Raw genomic sequence first — 16,351 nt, forward strand, 5'->3', positions numbered from 1 at the left:
CCGGCATGCGGTTCTACGTCAGCGTCGCCTTCTTGGACACCCGGGAAGCCATCGAAGTCGCCAGGGCCGCAGACGAACTCGGCTACGACGGGATCGGCATCCCGGACCATGTGGTGAACCTGGAGAACCTGAAAACACCCTACCCGTACACCAAGGACGGCAAGCGCCGCTGGGAGGCATTCACCGACTGGCCCGACCCCTGGGTGATGATCGGGGCGATCGCGCTGGTGACCACTCGCGTGCGATTCGTCACCACGGTCTACATCCCCGCGATGCGCGATCCCTACTCCGCCGCCAAATCCATCGGCACCGCCGCGGTACTGGCCGGCGGGCGACTGGAACTCGGGGTGGGCGTCGGCTGGTGTGAAGACGAATTCGCGTTGCTGGGACAGCAATTCGAGCGCCGCGGCAAGCGCACCGACGAGATGCTGGAGTTGATGAAACAACTCTGGGCGCCCGGCTGGACCGAGTTCGACGGCGACTTCTACCCGACCCCGCGACTGGAGATGGAACCCACTCCGCCGCCCATCCCGATCTACGTCGGCGGCCTGTCGGACATCGCGTTGCGCCGCGCGGCGCGTCACGACGGCTGGATCGGCGACCTCATCACCACCGATCGGGCGCTGGAACGGGTGTCCCGGCTACGCGAGTTGCGTGCCGACAATGGCCTGTCCATGGATGATTTCACCGTCATCACCCCACTGACCGACGCCTTCACCTCCGAGCATTTTCAAGCTGCCGAGGCCGGCGGAATCCACGGCATCATCACCATGCCGTGGATGTACTACAGCGGAGCCGACGCCACCCTGGCCGAGAAGATCGACGGGATGAAACGCTTCCGCGCCGACATGGCGCTCGACTGAAGGGTTGTCACAACGCGGTGGCCATGGCGCGGTAGCCTTCCCACACACTCCGGTGGTGAGGCGTCCAGGTGGTGGCCGCGCGGAAGCGGGCATTGCTGACCCGCAGGGATCGCGTCATGGACGTGGCACGCTCACCCAGCAATGACGCCAACCGGCCGGGCGCCTCGAGCCATGCCGTCGCGCCGACCGCCTGCGCCATTGCCGCGCTGTTCTGCGCCGCGGTGACGGGCTCGTCATCGACGATGTTGTAGGTGCCGCCGGGGCAGTCGAGCGCCGCGACGACAGCCCCGGCCGCGTCGGCCACATGGATCGATGACAGGTAGGAATCACGGAAGCCCATCCGGAACCCCAGGTGGCGGCGCGCGAGGTTCATGATCTGCTCGCTGTGCGCTGCGCCCGGTCCGTAGAACACGCCGAAGCGCAATACCGTTGCGCTGCAGCCGGACTCGGCGAATCGCCGAGAGCTGGCTTCGGCGGCGTGATTGCCCGCGGAGATCGGATAGTGATCGACCGGCCAGTCCTCGTCGACCCACTGGGCGCCACCGTCGCGGTAGATCATCACCACGGACTCCTGAACCACCCTGGGCACCCCCGCCGCCAACGCCGCATCAACGAGGGTCGCCGACCCTTCGGTGCGGATTCGAGTGCATTCCCGCCACGCGGATTTCAGCATGAACCGCTGCGGAGGCGGCAGTGCCGAGGCCAGATTGACGGCGACGTCGTGCCCGCGCAATGCCGTGGTGAGCCCGGCGCGGTCGAACAGTGACACCTGCACGGCAGTGGCACCCTGATGCCGGAGCACGTCGGCCTTGGCGGTGCTGCGGGCCATCGCCGTCACGGTGTGACCCGCTTCGAGCAGCGCCGGCACCGCATGACTCCCGAGGGCGCCCGTGCCGCCGGTGACGAACACCCGCATAGCTTTTCCTTCACAGACTGCGCGCGATGATGTCCTTCATCACCTCGTTGGCGCCGGCGTAGATGCGCTGCACCCGGGCGTCCTCGTACATCCGGGCGATCAGGTACTCACGCATGTATCCGTAGCCGCCATGCAACTGCACACACCGGTCGATCACCGCGCACTGCTGATCGGTGAGCCAGTATTTGGCCATCGCGGCTTCGGTGCCGTCGAGTTCCCCGCGCAGGTGGGCGTCGATGCAATGGTCGAGAAAAGTCCGTGACACCCGGGCCAGCGTGGTGCACTCGGCGAGTTCGAACGCCGTGTTCTGGAACTCGAACAGGCTGTGCCCGAACGCTTCCCGCGCCTTGGTGTAGGCGATGGTCTCGTCGACCGCACGTTCCATTCCGCCGACGGCCTGCGCACTGACGATCAACCGCTCCTGGGGCAGCTGGGCGATCATCTGACCGAAGCCCTTACCCTCCTGGCCGCCGAGCAGGTTGGCCACCGGCACCCGGACGTCGGTGAACGACTGCTCGGCGGTGTCGGCGCCGTGCATGCCGACCTTGTCGAGCACCCGGGTGACCTGATAGCCCGGTTCGTCGCGCAGGTCGACGATCAGCAGCGAGATACCGCGCGCGCCGGCCTTGGGATCGGTCTTGACGGCCAGCAACGACATGTCCGCGGAGCCGCCGTTGGTGATGAACGTCTTGGACCCGTTGACCACATAGTGGTCACCGTCGCGAACGGCCGTGGTGCGGATGGCCTTCAGATCCGACCCGGCGCCCGGCTCGGTCATGCCGATGGAACCGAGCACTTCCCCGGTGGCCATCAGCGGCAGCCACGCGCGTTTCTGTTCTTCGCTGCCGTAGGCCAGCAGGTAGTGCGGGACGATCCCGCTGTGCACACCGATGCCCAGCGACAGATCGCCGGCGTAACCCTGGGCGTCGAACACCGCGAGATCGTGCGCGAAAGTACCGTCCCCGCCGCCGTATTCGGCGGGGATCGAGCACAGCAGCAGCCCGAGCTTGCCCGCCTCCAGCCACACCTCACGGTCGATGCGCCGCTGGGCATCCCACTTGTCGACCTTGGCCACGACCTCACGCTCGAAGAACCCGCGTGCGAGATCGAACAGAGCCCCCACCTCGTCGTCGTACCAGGACGGGGTGCGCTTGATCGTCATCTCAGCGGCGCCAGCCCCGCCGCGGGGTGCGGCCGGTCACGACACCGCCGCGGGCCACCCGGCGCGACTCGATGGCGTACCGGCCCGGGCCGGTGAAGACCAGCAGCAGGAAGGCGAAGCAGAACAGCACCGCCGGTTCGCCACCGTTGTTGATCGGCCAGAAACCGCCGGGCAGGTGTTGCCAGAAGAAGGCCACGGCCATGTGGCCGGAGGCGATGAACGCCGCTGGGCGAGTGAAGAACCCGACGGTCACCAGCGCCCCGGTCACCAGTTCGATGATGCCGGCCCACCAGTACGGCCAGGTCCCCACGGGCACCTGCGGGCCGCCGGGCCAACCGAACAACTTCGACGTGCCGTGGAGCAGGAACAGCAACCCCACGACGATGCGGAACAGACTCAAGACCGCAGGGGCCTGCGGGTCGAGGCGGGCGTTCAGGTTCTGGGTCATGCACCGACGATACTTTTCAGACCTTGGCCCGAAGGGAGTTTCCGGTCCTATCGTCGCCGGATCGCAACCCTTTGTGCACTCACAATTCGAGCAACACCGTCACCGGTCCGTCGTTCACCAGGGCCACCGACATCTCCGCACCGAACACCCCGGTCTCGACGCAGGCGCCGAGCCGGCGTAGCTCATCGGCGAACGCCGTCACCAACGGTTCGGCGACCGCGGCGGGCGCGGCGGCGTTCCAGGACGGCCGCCGGCCCTTGACGGTATTGGCATACAGCGTGAACTGGCTGATCACCAGGATGGGCGCACCGATGTCGGCGGCGCTGCGCTCGTCGTCGAGAACCCGCAACTGCCAGAGCTTTTCGGCCATCCGCGCAGCCTTGGCCGGGTCATCGTCATGCGTGACACCCACCAAAGCCACCAAACCCTGCGTGTCAGGGTTGATGGCGCCGACCGCCTGCCCGTCGACGGTGACACTGGCCGACGTGACGCGCTGTAGCAACACCCGCATGCGGGCCAGTACAGCACATGGGCTCACCTCCCCGGGGTTCGTGCGTCACCCCGCCTCGGCGCCCGGCGTAGTCAGCTGATGGACTCGCGGAACGCCACCCCCTCCTGGGCAACACCCAGCCAATCGGAGTAATCCATGACCGGATGCACTTCGAATTCGTTCAACGGGCCGAACTTCGTCACGCCGTCCAGGACCTCGGCGGGATCGTCCGTTTCGACGACGGCGAAGCCGCCGGTGCCGTCGAGGCGGCCCAGGAACTGGTGGAAGGTGGTCTGCGATGGCATCTCGTACTTGCTGAACAGTTCGATGCCTCGGCGGGCGGCCTGCTCGTTCTCTCGCTCCGAACCGGTGAGCCTGGTCTTCCAGGCGATCACATACTTCATGACTCCTCCTCGGGGACTGACGCGAGCCAGTGTCCTCGGGCCGGCGGACCGTTTCGGAGGTTCGAACCAGAAATACAAAAATGCCCCGTCCTGCAGGACGGGGCATCTTCGCTCAACGTGATTACACGTCGTAGTACAGCGAGAACTCGTACGGGTGCGGACGGATCTGCACCGGCAGGATCTCGTTCTCCCGCTTGTAGGAGATGTAGGTCTCGATGAGATCCTCGGTGAACACGCCACCCTCGGTGAGGTACTCGTGATCCTCTTCGAGCTTGTCGATGACGGCCGACAGCGAGGTCGGGGCCTGCGGGATCGCGGCGGCCTCGTCCGGCGGCAGCTCGTAGAGGTCCTTGTCGACCGGGGTCAGCGGCTCGATCTTCTTCTTGATGCCGTCGATACCGGCCATCAGCATGGCCGCGAACGCCAGGTACGGGTTGCCCGAGCTGTCCGGGCAACGGAACTCGAGGCGCTTGGCCTTCGGGTTGTTGCCGGTGATCGGGATACGAACGCAGGCCGACCGGTTGCGCTGGCTGTAGACCAGGTTGATCGGAGCCTCGTAACCCGGCACCAGACGCTTGTAGGAGTTCACCGTTGCGTTGGTGAACGCCAGCAGAGACGGCGCGTGGTGCAGGATGCCGCCGATGTAGTGGCGGGCGATGTCCGACAGACCCGCGTAGCCGGCCTCGTCGTGGAACAGCGGCTTGCCGTCCTTCCACAGCGACTGGTGGGCGTGCATGCCCGAGCCGTTGTCGCCGAACAGCGGCTTCGGCATGAACGTGACGGTCTTGCCGTTGGCCCACGCGGTGTTCTTGATGATGTATTTGAACAGCAACACATCGTCGGCCGCGTGCAGCAGCGTGTTGAACTTGTAGTTGATCTCGGCCTGGCCGGCGGTGCCCACCTCGTGGTGGCCGCGCTCCAGGACGAAGCCGGCGTTCTGCAGGTTGGTGGCCATCTCGTCGCGCAGATCCACGTAGTGGTCATACGGAGCAACGGGGAAGTAGCCACCCTTGGGGCGCACCTTGTAACCGCGGTTGGCGCTGCCGTCGGCCTCGAAGGGCTCGCCGGTGTTCCACCAGCCCGACTCCGAGTCCACCTCGTAGAAGGTGCCGTTGATCTTGGAGTCGAAGGACACCGAGTCGAAGATGTAGAACTCGGCCTCGGCGCCGAAGAAGCAGGTGTCGGCGATACCGGTGCTGGTCAGGTAGTTCTCCGCCTTGCGGGCCACGTTGCGCGGGTCACGCGAGTAGGCCTCACGGGTGAACGGATCGTGGACGAAGAAGTTGAGGTTCAGCGTCTTCGCGGCCCGGAACGGGTCGATGCGCGCCGTCGCGGGATCCGGCAGCAGCATCATGTCGGATTCGTGAATCGACTGGAAGCCGCGCACCGACGAACCGTCGAACGCCAGACCGTCCTCGAAGACGCTCTCGTCGAACGCCGAGGCCGGGATCGAGAAGTGCTGGACTGCACCGGGCAGATCGCAGAACCGGACGTCGACGTACTCGACGTTTTCGTCTTTGATCTGCTTGAAGATGTCGTCAGCAGTCTTTTCTGCCACTTACTGCTCCTTCGTGTGCTCGTGTAGGCACAGTTGTGAATTAACCCGCGGCTGACGGTATGGAGCCGATGTTGCACGCCAGTCAACCGCATGTTGCGTGGACGTTACGCAATCAATCTCACCCTATGCTGGCTGCATGGCTCGCGCGCTGTCGTCCTGGCTTTCCGGCCCCGAACCTGCGGACTCCGGACACCAGTCCGCGTACCCGGGTGAAGCGTTCGGTTTGCCTGAATCCGGGCCACGATCCATCGCCCGCTCAGGCCGCCGGTTCGCCGCACTTCTGGTGGACTGGCTGATCGCCTACGGACTCGCCGGCCTGGCCATCAGCCTGGGCCTGTTCTCCCTGGCCTGGCTGTCGACAGCGGTGCTGGTGATCTGGCTGCTGCTCGGCGCGATCTCGGTGCGGTTGTTCAGCTTCACTCCGGGACAGTTCGCGCTGGGGCTGATGGTGGTGTCCATCGACAACCGTATGCATGTCGGGTTCGGTCGCGCGTTGTCGCGTGGGCTGCTGCTGTCGCTGGTGATCCCGGCGCTGTTCATGGACAGCGACAGCCGCGGCATGCAGGACAAGTTCACCTTCACCGCCGTGGTGCGGAGATGACGTGGACGGAGACGCCACAGCCGTCAGACTTCGTGCCGGATCTGGCCGTTCATCAGCGTCATCATCACGTTGGCCGTATGAATGTCGTGCGGATCGATGTCGAAGATGTTCTTCTCCAGGACGATGAGATCGGCGAGCTTGCCTACCTCGACTGAGCCCACCCGGTCGTCGAGCCGGATCTGGTAGGCCGCACCCAGGGTGTTGGCGTGCACCGCCTCGGCGACCGTCAGCTTCTGATCGGCCGGAGCCAGCACCGCCGCGCCGCTGTCGCCGATGAGCTGACGTGTCACCCCGATCTGGATGGAGTCCAGCGGCTTGTAGGTGGAGAAGTAGCCCGCCGCGGGCCAGTCGGTTCCCAGTGAGATCCGGCCGCCGGAGCGCAGCACCTCCTGCGGCCGGTACATCAGGTCCTTGCGCGGCGATCCGTAGCGGGCCGCCATGTTCTCCAGGGTGTCCGGGTCGGCCGACATCCAGTTCGCGGAGAACTGTGCGACGACACCGAGTTCGCCGAAGCGGGGATTGTCGCTGTCCTCCACGTAGACCAGGTGGGCGATGGTGTTGCGGCGGTCGCGGGCGGGGTTGGCGGCGATGGCACGGTCGATGGCGTCGAGGCCCACCCGCGCGGTCCGTTCACCGCAGGCGTGGACATGCACATCGAAACCGGCGGCGTCGATGTCGCCCACCAGCTGGTGCCACTGCTCTTCGGTGAAGGGGGAGCCGCCGGTGGAATCCGGCTTGTCGGCGTAGGGCTCGATCAGCCACGCGGTGTAGCCGCCCTGAGTGCCGTCACCGATGATCTTGACGACATCCACCGACACCAGGTCACCGGAGATCTCGCTGCGGACCCGGCGGAAGTTCTCCACCGTGCCGTCGATGGGGGCGGTGCGCACCGAATACGACGCCACCACCCGGAACGGCAGCTCACCGCTGCGCTCGACGTCGGTGTAGAGGCGCAGAATCGAGGCCTGGTCGTCGCCGATGGGCGGCACCCCCGCGTCGAACACCGACGTGATGCCCGCCGCCGACGCCTTCGGCAGCCAGCCCCGCATGAGCGTGCCCATGGTGTCCGGTGAGATGGGCTCGACGGCGTTGACCAGCCCCAGTACCGCGTTGACCTCGAGGATGTAGCCGGTCGGGTCGCCGCCGGCGTCCCGCGCGTAGTAGCTGAAACCCGGGATCGGGTCCGGGGTGTCGCGGTTGACCCCGGCCATCTCGAGAGCCTTGCTGTTGGCCCACAGGCTGTGCCCGTCGATGGCGAAGAAGAAGCCCGGACGGTCCGGCAGCACAGTGTCCAGGTCGGCGCGGGTGGGGCCGTCGGGACCGAACATGTCCACCCGCCACCCGAAGCCGCGGACCGGGCCATCGGGATGCTGCCGCGCATAGTCGGCGATGGCGGCCTGGGCATCGGCCAGCGTCGGCACCTGCAGATCGACGCCGGAGGTCAGGAACGAACCGAGGAACGGATGCGTGTGGCCCTCGACGAAGCCCGGCATCAACAGCCGCCCGTTCAGGTCGACGATGCGGGTGTTCGGGCCGGCCAGCGCCATGGCGCCGGCCTCGTCGCCCACGAAGCTGATGGTGTTTCCGGTGACGGCCACCGCCTGCGCCCACGGGGTGGGGCCGGCGACGGTGTAGACGGGCCCGTTGCGGAAGACGAGATCCGCGGGACCGGCTGGGGGCGCCGCCTGCGCGTACGGTGTCGCCACCGTGGCGCCCAGGGCGCCTGCGGTCATGGCGGCGGCAGCCGCGCGCAAAGCCGAACGACGGCTGAAGGTGACGTCGCGTCCGTACGCGGCAAAATGGGGTGCCCACTCACACGCAGTGCACATAGCCGAGCCTCTCCGACGCGCTCATCCGCCGAATGGCCAGCACCTGTCTGCGTCGCGCGAATTATCGCGGGCGCAAATCAGATTCACAAGTGCAACACGCTGAGATCGGGCGCGGCCGAACGGAATTCGCGAAGCCCGGCACCGGCGCTGCGTCTACAAGGACCGACGCGCCGTGTCGCGGCGTCAGCGACGCTGGACCTTGCGCTGCACACCGCGAAGCTTCGCGGCGTTGGGCAGCGGCCCCTTGGGCATGGCGGCCGGGCCCATCTTGGTGCCGAGCGCCACCAGACGCGACTCCAGCGAGTCCATCTGTTTGACGTTGATGTTGGCCGGCAGCTTGTTGAGGTGGCGTTCCAGCTTGGCCAGCGGCACCTCGCCCTCGCCGTTGCCGACGATGATGTCGTAGATCGGCACGTCGCCCACCAGGCGGGCGGTGCGCTTCTTCTCCTGGGCCAGCAGCGGCTTGACCCGCGCCGGGGTACCTTCGCCCACGAAGATCACACCCGGCCGGCCGATCACGCGGTGCACGGCGTCGAAATGCCCCGTCGCGGCCACGCCCGGCGTCACGCGCCAACGGCCACGGAGGTTGTCCAGTGCCCATGCCGCGGCGCCGGTCTGGCCCTCGGCCTTGCGGTACACCGACTTCTGCGCGCGGCGGCCGAAGATGATGAACGCGACCAGCGCGCCGAGCACGATGCCCAGCGGAATCAGCATGTACATGGTGAACCCGCCGATGGCGATGCCCGCGGCCACCGACAGCGCCACGATCAGCACAAATGCGCCGATCATGTAGGGCAGCAGACGCTTGTCTTCCTTGCGCTGCATCTGGAAGGCCTGCCACAGCTGGCTCCGACGCTGCTTGGACGCAGCCTTGCGGGCGGCCTTCGCCTGGGCCTTCGCCTCTTTGGCCTGGGCGGAGTTACGGGATTTCGCCATAGCTCTCAGGATACGGCGGCAGGGGAGGTGCTGATACCACCCCGGCGCTTCTCGGCTGCCTGCTGATACAGGCGCCCGGCCCGGTACGACGAGCGCACCAACGGGCCCGCGAGCACTCCGGCGAACCCGATGCCCTCCGCGTACGCGGCGTGCTCGACGAATTCCTCCGGCTTGACCCACCGTTCCACCGGGTGGTGCCGGGCCGACGGCCGCAGGTACTGCGTGATGGTGATCAGGTCGCAGCCCGCGTTGTGCAGGTCGTCGAGGGCGGTGCGCACCTCGTCCGGGGTCTCACCCATGCCGAGGATCAGGTTGGACTTGGTTACCAGGCCGAAGTCTCGGGCGGCCGTGATGACGTCCAGGCTGCGCTGGTAGCGGAACGCCGGCCGGATGCGCTTGAAGATGCGCGGCACGGTTTCGACGTTGTGCGCCAACACTTCCGGCCGCGACTCGAAGACCTCTTCGAGCTGCTCGGGGACGGCGTTGAAATCCGGGATCAGCAGCTCCACGCCGGTACCGGGGTTGAGCTTCTTGATGTAGCGGACGGTCTCGGCATACAGCCAGGCGCCGCCGTCGGGCAGGTCGTCACGGGCGACACCGGTGACGGTCGAGTACCGCAGCCCCATGGCCTGCACGCTCTCGGCCACCCGGCGGGGCTCGTCACGGTCCAGATCAGCCGGTTTGCCGGTGTCGATCTGGCAGAAATCGCAGCGCCGCGTGCACTGTTCACCACCGATGAGGAACGTGGCTTCGCGGTCTTCCCAGCATTCGTAGATGTTGGGGCAGCCGGCTTCTTCACACACCGTGTGCAGGCCCTCGCGCTTCACCAGGCCCTTCAGCTCGGTGTACTCGGGCCCCATCTTGGCGCGGGTCTTGATCCAGGGTGGTTTGCGCTCGATCGGTGTCTGCGCATTGCGCACTTCGAGCCGCAGCAGCTTCCGACCTTCTGGAACGACACTCACTGGGTCGATCCTACGCTCGCCGCAGGGGCGGACACGTGTTCGCGGACAGGCAGAACACCGTCGAGTGCGTCACACACCACAGTGCCCACCCGCTCGCGGACATCGGCCACCCGGACCTGCCGGCCCAGCTCGGCAGACAGCGACGTCACCCCGGCATCGGTGATGCCGCAGGGGATGATGCCGGCGAACGAGCCCAGGTCGCAGTCGCAGTTCAGGGCGAACCCGTGCAGCGTGACCGCACGGGAGACGCGGATGCCGATGGCGCCGATCTTGCGGGCCGGTCGGAGGCCGTCCTCCGGTAGCCACACCCCGGAGCGGCCCTCGACCCGGCCGGCGTCCAGACCGAAATCGGTGCAGACCGTGATGAGGGCTTCCTCCAGGCGCCGAACGAAATTCACCACGTCCAGGGGCTCGGCCAGGCCGATGATCGGATAACCGACCAACTGGCCCGGACCGTGCCAGGTGATCTTGCCGCCGCGATCGGTGTCGACCACCGGGGTGCCGTCCCGCGGCCGTTCATGGTCTTCGGTGCGCCGTCCCGCGGTGTACACCGACGGGTGCTCCAGCAGCAACAGCGTGTCTGGGCCGCCGGCCACGCGCGCGTCGGCGAGCTCGCGTTGCCTGTCCCACGCCGCCACATAGTCCAGCGTGCCGAGCTGACGGACATCGACCGGAGCGGTGCTGGATCTGATGGAACTCATGATGGCCAAATTACGCCCGTTCGCTGGTGACGTAGCTCAGCGCTTCGCCGAGCGTTTGATGGTGGAACTGAAACCCGGCCCGTTCCAGCGCCGCCGGGATGGCGCGCTGCCCGATCAGCAGCCCCTCCTGCGCGAACTCCCCGAGCAGGGCCTTGATGGCGAAACCCGGCGCGATCAGCGGAGTGGGGCGGTTGAGGGCCCGGCCCACCGCGGTGGTGAATTCGGCGTTGGTCACCGGAGCCGGTCCGGTGAGGTTCACCGGACCGGTCAGCTCGTCGTGGAAGATGGCGAACAACAGCGCGCGCACCTCGTCTTCGAGGCTGATCCACGGCATGTACTGCCGCCCGCTGCCCAGCCGCGCACCCAGCCCGAGGGAGAACAGCGGTTTGAGCCGGCCGAGCATGCCGCCGGCGGGGGAGAGCACCAGCCCCGAACGCACGTGCACCACCCGCGCGCCCGCGGCCTCGGCGGCGACCGTCGCCGCCTCCCAGTCGATGCACAGCCGGGCCAAGAAACCCGTACCCGGGCCGCTGGTCTCGTCGACCACGCGGTCCCGGGTGTCGCCGTAATAACCGACCGCGCTGGCGTTGACCAGCGTCGGTACGCCGGCGTCGGCCACGGCCGCTGCCAACACCTCCGTCGGGGCGATCCGGCTGTCGCGCAGGCTCTGCTTGAACGCACCCGACCAACGGCCGCCGCCGACGTTGACCCCGCACAGGTTCACCACCGCGTCCACGCCGATCAGTCCACTCGGGTCGAACTCCCCGGTGTCCGGATTCCAGTGCAGCTCATCGGGATTCGACGGCGCCCTGCGCACGATGCGCACCGCCCGGTGATCGGTCGCGCGCAGGGCGTAGACCAGAGCCGAACCGATCAGGCCGGACGAACCGGCGACGGCGACCGTGGCAGTGCTCATGGCGGCCCAGTGGCCTTTCTACAGACCCAGATCGGCCTCGAACGCACCCTCTTCGAGGCGACGCTTGACCGTCGTCAGGAAGCGTCCCGCGTCGGCGCCGTCGATGAGGCGGTGATCGTAGGTCAGCGGCAGGTAGGACACCGAGCGGATGCCGATGGACTCGTTGCCGAACTCGTCGACGATCACCCGCGGCCGCTTCACGATGGCACCGGTGCCCAGCATCGCCGCCTGCGGCGGAACCAGGATCGGGGTGTCGAACAGCGCGCCCTCACTACCGATGTTGGTGATGGTGAAGGTGCCACCGGACAGCTCGTCGGGCTTGAGGTTGCCCGAGCGGGCCCGGCCGGCGATGTCCTTGATGGCCCGCGCCAGGCCGGCCAGCGACAGGTCGCCGGCGTTGTGCACCACCGGTGAGAGCAGGCCCTGCTCGGTGTCCACCGCGAAGCCGAGGTGCTCGGCGTCGTAGTAGGTGATCTCCTTGCTGTCCTCGTTGTAGCTGGCGTTGACGTTCGGGTGCGCCTTCAACGCGTCGATCACCGCGCGCGCGATGAACGGCAGGTACGTCAGGTTCACGCCCTCGCGCTCGGAGAAGCTCTTCTTGGCCTTGGCCCGCAGCGCCACGATCTTGGTCATGTCGACCTCGTGGACCTGCGTCAGTTGCGCGGTGGTCTGCAGCGACTCACGCGTCTTCTTGGCCGTGATCTGGCGGATCCGGTTGGCCTTCTGCGTGGTGCCGCGCAGATGCGCGAGCGGGCTCTCGGCGGGAGCCTTGGCGGCGGGCGCAGCAGGCTTCTCCGCTGCAGCGGCGGGCTGCTCGGCCGGCTTCTTGGCAGCGTCGGCCGCAGCCAGCACGTCCTGCTTACGGATGCGGCCACCTACGCCGGTGCCCTTCACCGACGCCAGGTCGACGTTGTTCTCGGCGGCCAGCTTGCGGACCAGCGGGGTGACGTACGGGCTGCCGTCACCGGACGGCTCCGCTGCGGGTTCGGGCTTGGTCTCTTGCTTGGGTTCGGGCTTGGGCTCGGGTTTCGGTTCCGGCTTCGGCTCGGGCTTGGTCTCTTGCTTGGGTTCGGGCTTGGCCTCTTGCTTGGGCTCGGGCTTGGGTTCCGGCTTGGCCTCTTGCTTGGGCTCGGGCTTGGGTTCCGGTTTGGCCGCCGCAGCGGCGCCCTTGTCGCCGATCTTGGCCAGCTCGCCACCGACGGCCACGGTGTCGTCTTCTTCGGCGGTGATGCTCAGCAGGGTGCCTGCCACCGGCGACGGGATCTCGGTGTCGACCTTGTCGGTGGATACCTCGACCAGCGGCTCGTCCACCTCGACCGAATCGCCGACGCTCTTGAGCCAGCGCGTCACGGTGCCTTCGGTGACCGATTCGCCGAGCTCGGGCATGGTCACCGAGGTGCCTTCGCCACCACCCGACGACTGCTGCGCGGGTTCGGGCTCCGGCTCAGGTTCGGGTTCCGGTTCGGGTTCGGCCTGCGCCTCGGGCTCGGGCTCCGGCGCTGCTTCTTCGCTGGGGGCGGCTTCGGGCTCGGTGGTACCGCCCGTGCTGTCGCCTTCTTCGGCGTCGCCGATGACTGCCAGCTCGCCGCCGACCTCGACCGTGTCATCCTCCTGCGCCACGATCTTGGTGAGCACGCCTGCCGCCGGGGAGGGGATCTCGGTGTCGACCTTGTCGGTGGAAACCTCGAGCAGTGGCTCGTCGACTTCGACGGTGTCACCTTCTTGTTTCAACCAGCGGGTGACAGTCCCCTCGGTGACGCTCTCACCGAGTGCGGGCATCTGGACTGAAACGGCCATCCTGTTGACTCCTCGAAGGTCAGTCGTTGTTCGACTTACGAGCGGTTCGAGTTCCGGCTTACCACAACGTCGTGTACCGGTTCAGAAACCAGTTGCATTTTGTGCTGGACCATCCTTTCACTCTCGGCGGATACGCATGCACTCAGGGTTGCTCGGAGCTCTGGCACTATCGAAGTGAGAGTGAACTCGGCCGACAAGCAAGGAGCGAACCGGAGTTGGGATTGTTCGACAGGTTCCGGCGCGGCGGCGGCGCGCGCGGCGCCGATCCCGCAGCTGACCTGCGGTACATGCGCGAGTGGGTGGCCACTCACACCGGTGTGGAAGCGTTCGTCGAACCCAAGACGACGGTCACCGAGCTAACTGTGGTGCTGGTCGCCAACGACGGGGAGTGGACGCGCAGGCGCGTCGGCGGCGAGAAGGGCGCCCGCCGGCTGTCCGATCAGCTGAAGATCCCGGTGTACGACGTGCAGAAAGTCGGCTACCCGCAACGCATGCGCGACCACGACGCCCGCCGGCGGATCGAGCGGCGCCGGGCGCTGCGCGACGAACTGGCCGAGGACTGACTGGGCGACGAGGCGGCGAGGAGAGCCAGTCAGCAAGGGGACTAGCGGGTCTTGATTCCGGTACCGGCGGTATGAGGTACTGAGCCATGGCATCAGCTCCCACATTCGTCGACAGCACCGGCGGCGTCCGGATCGCCGCCTATGAAGAAGGCAACCCCGACGGGCCCACCCTGGTGCTCGCGCACGGCTGGCCGGACTCGCACGTGCTCTGGGATGGCGTGGTGCCGCTGCTCGCCGAGAAGTTCCGCATCATCCGCTACGACAACCGCGGCGTCGGCGGGTCGTCGGTGCCCAAGCCGGTCCGGGCCTACCGGATGGAGCGCTTCGCCGACGACCTCGAAGCCGTCCTCACCACGCTCAGTCCCGGCGAACCGGTCCACATCCTCGGCCATGACTGGGGTTCGATCGCGACCTGGGAGTACCTCAGCCGGCCCGGCGCCGCCGACCGGGTGGCGTCCTTCACGTCGGTCTCCGGTCCCAGTACCGACCATTACAAGGCCGGCATCCTCCGGGCGCTGGCGCGGCCGTACCGGCCGGTGCTGTTCCTGCATGCGCTGGAGCACGCGCTGCGGTTGACCTACATGATCCCGCTGTCGATCCCGGTGCTGGCCCCGGTGGTGATGCGGGCGTTGTTCTCCGGCGGGCGCGGCAAGGTTCTGCTGACCGACGGCGTGCCGACCGCGCAGCGGTTCCGAAGTGATTCTGTGGCAACAGATCTGGCGAACTCGCTGAAGATCTACCGGGCGATGACCAGCCGCTCGCCACGGCAGTACCGCCGCGACCACTATGTGGGTGTGCCGGTGCAGTTGATCGTCAACCGCCGTGACCCGGTGGTCCGGCCGCACGGTCTCGACGGTGTGTCCCAATGGGTGCCGCGGCTTTGGCGCCGCGACATCAACGCCGGGCATTGGGCGCCGATGTCGCACCCGCAGGTGCTGGCGCAGGCCGTCACCGAACTGGTCGACCACCTGGACGGGGCGCCCGCCAAGCGAGGGCTGCTGCGCGCGCAGGTGGGCCGGCCCCGCGCCCCGTTCGGTGACACCCTGGTGTCGGTGAACGGCGCGGGCAGCGGGATCGGGCGTGCTACGGCCGTCGCGTTCGCGGCCCAGGGCGCCGAGGTGGTGGTCAGCGACATCAACGAGGACGTCGTCAAGGAGACCGCCGCGCAGATTGCCGCGGCCGGCGGTATCGCACACGCCTACGTGGTTGACGTCTCCGATGCGGACGCAGTCGAGCGGTTCGCCGCCGAGGTCTGCGCCGAACACGGCGTCCCCGATGTGGTGGTGAACAACGCCGGCATCGGACAGGCGGGCGATTTTCTGGACACCCCGGCCGAGCAGTTCGACCGGGTGCTCGAGGTCAACCTCGGCGGTGTGGTCAACGGCTGCCGTGCCTTCGCCCGCCGCCTCGTCGAGCGCGGCGCCGGCGGGCACATCATCAACGTCGCCTCCATGGCCGCGTACGCACCGCTGCAGGGGATGAACGCCTACTGCACCAGCAAGGCCGCGGTCTACATGTTCTCCGACTGTCTGCGCGCCGAATTGAGCTCTGCCGGAATCGGTTTGACCACCATTTGCCCGGGTGTCGTAAACACCGACATCGTGCGTACCACCCGCTTCGACGTGCCCGCCGACAAGGAGGCCGCGGCCGCCGCGGCCCGGGCCCGCGCCCAGAAGGCCTTCGCCGCACGCCGCTACGGGCCCGAGAAGGTGGCCGCCGCGATCCTGGACTCGGTGCGCAAGAACACCGCCGTCCGTCCCGTCACCCCGGAGGCCCACCTGGTCTACGGGGTGTCGCGGGTGGCGCCACAGATTCTGCGCAGCACCGCCCGCGGCAAGGTGGTGTGACATGGGAGCGCCTGACGTGCATGTCGGCTCAGTGTCGAGTGGTGCGTAGCGGAGGCATGAAGTGGCAGTTCGGGGTGGCAGCGCACCGTCGGCCATCGGAACGTCATTGCGCTAGTTCGCCTTTGGCCGTTTCGGTCAGCTTGAACAGATACCTTGCCGGGTTGTGTGAGTGCGTCGATTTGTGGCTGGGCAACTGGCGGCCCTTCCCGCCGGACATGCTTGTTGAAGTGGGGGACACGGTTGTTGCCTTGCGTCAAGCCGTGCGCGTCGGGTTGTGGAGAAAGTGCTGACTGTGGATAAGTAGGCGTTGGCGCTGGTGGATTGCCTTGTGGCGCATGTCTTGTCGGTGGGCGTGGGT

16 protein-coding genes are annotated in these 16,351 nt (G+C 67.3%); 4 read left to right on the top strand and 12 right to left on the bottom strand.

What is annotated here, in order from left to right; translation table 11 throughout:
• The first annotated feature begins 5 nt into the window (after window positions 1-5).
• On the top strand, window positions 6-863 hold the full coding sequence (locus tag AC3A6P_RS02775; protein WP_487688032.1) for a TIGR03619 family F420-dependent LLM class oxidoreductase: 858 nt from the start codon (window positions 6-8) through the stop codon (window positions 861-863).
• A gap of 7 nt (window positions 864-870) precedes the next feature.
• Here the strand turns inward: AC3A6P_RS02775 and AC3A6P_RS02780 are convergent, their stop codons facing one another.
• The 6 genes from AC3A6P_RS02780 to glnA all read right to left on the bottom strand — a co-directional run bounded on the left by AC3A6P_RS02780 (window position 871) and on the right by glnA (window position 5,841).
• Window positions 871-1,779, bottom strand: a complete 909-nt coding sequence (locus AC3A6P_RS02780) for an NAD-dependent epimerase/dehydratase family protein (protein ID WP_487688034.1) — start codon at window positions 1,777-1,779, stop codon at window positions 871-873.
• Window positions 1,780-1,789: 10 nt separating this feature from the next.
• Window positions 1,790-2,941 carry an acyl-CoA dehydrogenase family protein gene (locus tag AC3A6P_RS02785; protein ID WP_487688037.1) on the bottom strand — a complete coding sequence of 384 codons (1,152 nt, stop codon included), beginning with the start codon at window positions 2,939-2,941 and terminating at the stop codon, window positions 1,790-1,792.
• A gap of 1 nt (window position 2,942) precedes the next feature.
• Window positions 2,943-3,389, bottom strand: coding sequence for a DoxX family protein (locus AC3A6P_RS02790; protein WP_487688039.1), 447 nt, complete (start codon window positions 3,387-3,389; stop codon window positions 2,943-2,945).
• Between the two features lie 79 nt (window positions 3,390-3,468).
• Window positions 3,469-3,900: a D-aminoacyl-tRNA deacylase gene (gene dtd / locus AC3A6P_RS02795; RefSeq protein WP_487688041.1), complete on the bottom strand. Its 432-nt coding sequence runs from the start codon at window positions 3,898-3,900 to the stop codon at window positions 3,469-3,471.
• A gap of 71 nt (window positions 3,901-3,971) precedes the next feature.
• Window positions 3,972-4,283: a DUF3303 domain-containing protein gene (locus AC3A6P_RS02800; protein ID WP_487688043.1), complete on the bottom strand. Its 312-nt coding sequence runs from the start codon at window positions 4,281-4,283 to the stop codon at window positions 3,972-3,974.
• Between the two features lie 121 nt (window positions 4,284-4,404).
• Window positions 4,405-5,841, bottom strand: coding sequence for a type I glutamate--ammonia ligase (gene glnA, locus AC3A6P_RS02805; RefSeq protein WP_487688045.1), 1,437 nt, complete (start codon window positions 5,839-5,841; stop codon window positions 4,405-4,407).
• A 136-nt stretch (window positions 5,842-5,977) separates the two neighbouring features.
• On the opposite strand from glnA, the gene AC3A6P_RS02810 reads away from it, so the two are divergent.
• On the top strand, window positions 5,978-6,442 hold the full coding sequence (locus AC3A6P_RS02810; protein WP_487688048.1) for an RDD family protein: 465 nt from the start codon (window positions 5,978-5,980) through the stop codon (window positions 6,440-6,442).
• Window positions 6,443-6,465: 23 nt separating this feature from the next.
• Here the strand turns inward: AC3A6P_RS02810 and AC3A6P_RS02815 are convergent, their stop codons facing one another.
• The 6 genes from AC3A6P_RS02815 to sucB all read right to left on the bottom strand — a co-directional run bounded on the left by AC3A6P_RS02815 (window position 6,466) and on the right by sucB (window position 13,583).
• Window positions 6,466-8,271 (bottom strand): amidohydrolase, encoded by a 1,806-nt coding sequence (locus tag AC3A6P_RS02815; RefSeq protein WP_487688050.1) that lies wholly within the window; start codon window positions 8,269-8,271, stop codon window positions 6,466-6,468.
• 183 nt (window positions 8,272-8,454) lie between these two features.
• Complete coding sequence (locus AC3A6P_RS02820) at window positions 8,455-9,207, bottom strand: DUF4191 domain-containing protein (RefSeq protein ID WP_487688053.1); 753 nt, start codon at window positions 9,205-9,207, stop codon at window positions 8,455-8,457.
• Between the two features lie 5 nt (window positions 9,208-9,212).
• A complete protein-coding gene (lipA, locus tag AC3A6P_RS02825) occupies window positions 9,213-10,169 on the bottom strand; it encodes a lipoyl synthase (protein WP_487688054.1) in 957 nt (318 codons plus the stop codon).
• Window positions 10,166-10,873, bottom strand: a complete 708-nt coding sequence (lipB, locus tag AC3A6P_RS02830; RefSeq protein WP_487688162.1) for a lipoyl(octanoyl) transferase LipB — start codon at window positions 10,871-10,873, stop codon at window positions 10,166-10,168. Before lipB ends, lipA begins: the two co-directional genes overlap by 4 nt.
• Window positions 10,874-10,880: 7 nt before the next feature.
• Window positions 10,881-11,786, bottom strand: a complete 906-nt coding sequence (locus tag AC3A6P_RS02835; protein ID WP_487688057.1) for a TIGR01777 family oxidoreductase — start codon at window positions 11,784-11,786, stop codon at window positions 10,881-10,883.
• Between the two features lie 18 nt (window positions 11,787-11,804).
• Window positions 11,805-13,583, bottom strand: a complete 1,779-nt coding sequence (gene sucB, locus AC3A6P_RS02840; RefSeq protein WP_487688059.1) for a 2-oxoglutarate dehydrogenase, E2 component, dihydrolipoamide succinyltransferase — start codon at window positions 13,581-13,583, stop codon at window positions 11,805-11,807.
• Window positions 13,584-13,798: 215 nt separating this feature from the next.
• Here sucB and AC3A6P_RS02845 point away from each other — a divergent pair, with 215 nt between their 5' ends.
• Together AC3A6P_RS02845 and AC3A6P_RS02850 are read left to right on the top strand one after the other, a co-directional pair.
• Window positions 13,799-14,146: an oxidoreductase gene (locus tag AC3A6P_RS02845; RefSeq protein WP_487688061.1), complete on the top strand. Its 348-nt coding sequence runs from the start codon at window positions 13,799-13,801 to the stop codon at window positions 14,144-14,146.
• Between the two features lie 86 nt (window positions 14,147-14,232).
• Entirely contained in the window at window positions 14,233-15,993 is a 1,761-nt protein-coding gene (locus AC3A6P_RS02850; RefSeq protein ID WP_487688064.1) for an SDR family oxidoreductase, read from the top strand.
• Window positions 15,994-16,351 lie beyond the last annotated feature (358 nt).

Source organism: Mycobacterium sp. Soil_C_30, from assembly GCF_057656995.1.

Bases quoted from the DNA above. Each gene is read 5' to 3' on its own strand.
- AC3A6P_RS02775 (WP_487688032.1), top strand. From the start codon at position 6: ATGCGGTTCTACGTCAGCGTCGCCTTCTTGGACACCCGGGAAGCCATC.
- AC3A6P_RS02780 (WP_487688034.1), bottom strand. From the start codon at position 1,779: ATGCGGGTGTTCGTCACCGGCGGCACGGGCGCCCTCGGGAGTCATGCG.
- AC3A6P_RS02785 (WP_487688037.1), bottom strand. From the start codon at position 2,941: ATGACGATCAAGCGCACCCCGTCCTGGTACGACGACGAGGTGGGGGCT.
- AC3A6P_RS02790 (WP_487688039.1), bottom strand. From the start codon at position 3,389: ATGACCCAGAACCTGAACGCCCGCCTCGACCCGCAGGCCCCTGCGGTC.
- dtd (WP_487688041.1), bottom strand. From the start codon at position 3,900: ATGCGGGTGTTGCTACAGCGCGTCACGTCGGCCAGTGTCACCGTCGAC.
- AC3A6P_RS02800 (WP_487688043.1), bottom strand. From the start codon at position 4,283: ATGAAGTATGTGATCGCCTGGAAGACCAGGCTCACCGGTTCGGAGCGA.
- AC3A6P_RS02810 (WP_487688048.1), top strand. From the start codon at position 5,978: ATGGCTCGCGCGCTGTCGTCCTGGCTTTCCGGCCCCGAACCTGCGGAC.
- AC3A6P_RS02815 (WP_487688050.1), bottom strand. From the start codon at position 8,271: ATGTGCACTGCGTGTGAGTGGGCACCCCATTTTGCCGCGTACGGACGC.
- AC3A6P_RS02820 (WP_487688053.1), bottom strand. From the start codon at position 9,207: ATGGCGAAATCCCGTAACTCCGCCCAGGCCAAAGAGGCGAAGGCCCAG.
- AC3A6P_RS02835 (WP_487688057.1), bottom strand. From the start codon at position 11,786: ATGAGCACTGCCACGGTCGCCGTCGCCGGTTCGTCCGGCCTGATCGGT.
- sucB (WP_487688059.1), bottom strand. From the start codon at position 13,583: ATGGCCGTTTCAGTCCAGATGCCCGCACTCGGTGAGAGCGTCACCGAG.
- AC3A6P_RS02850 (WP_487688064.1), top strand. From the start codon at position 14,233: ATGGCATCAGCTCCCACATTCGTCGACAGCACCGGCGGCGTCCGGATC.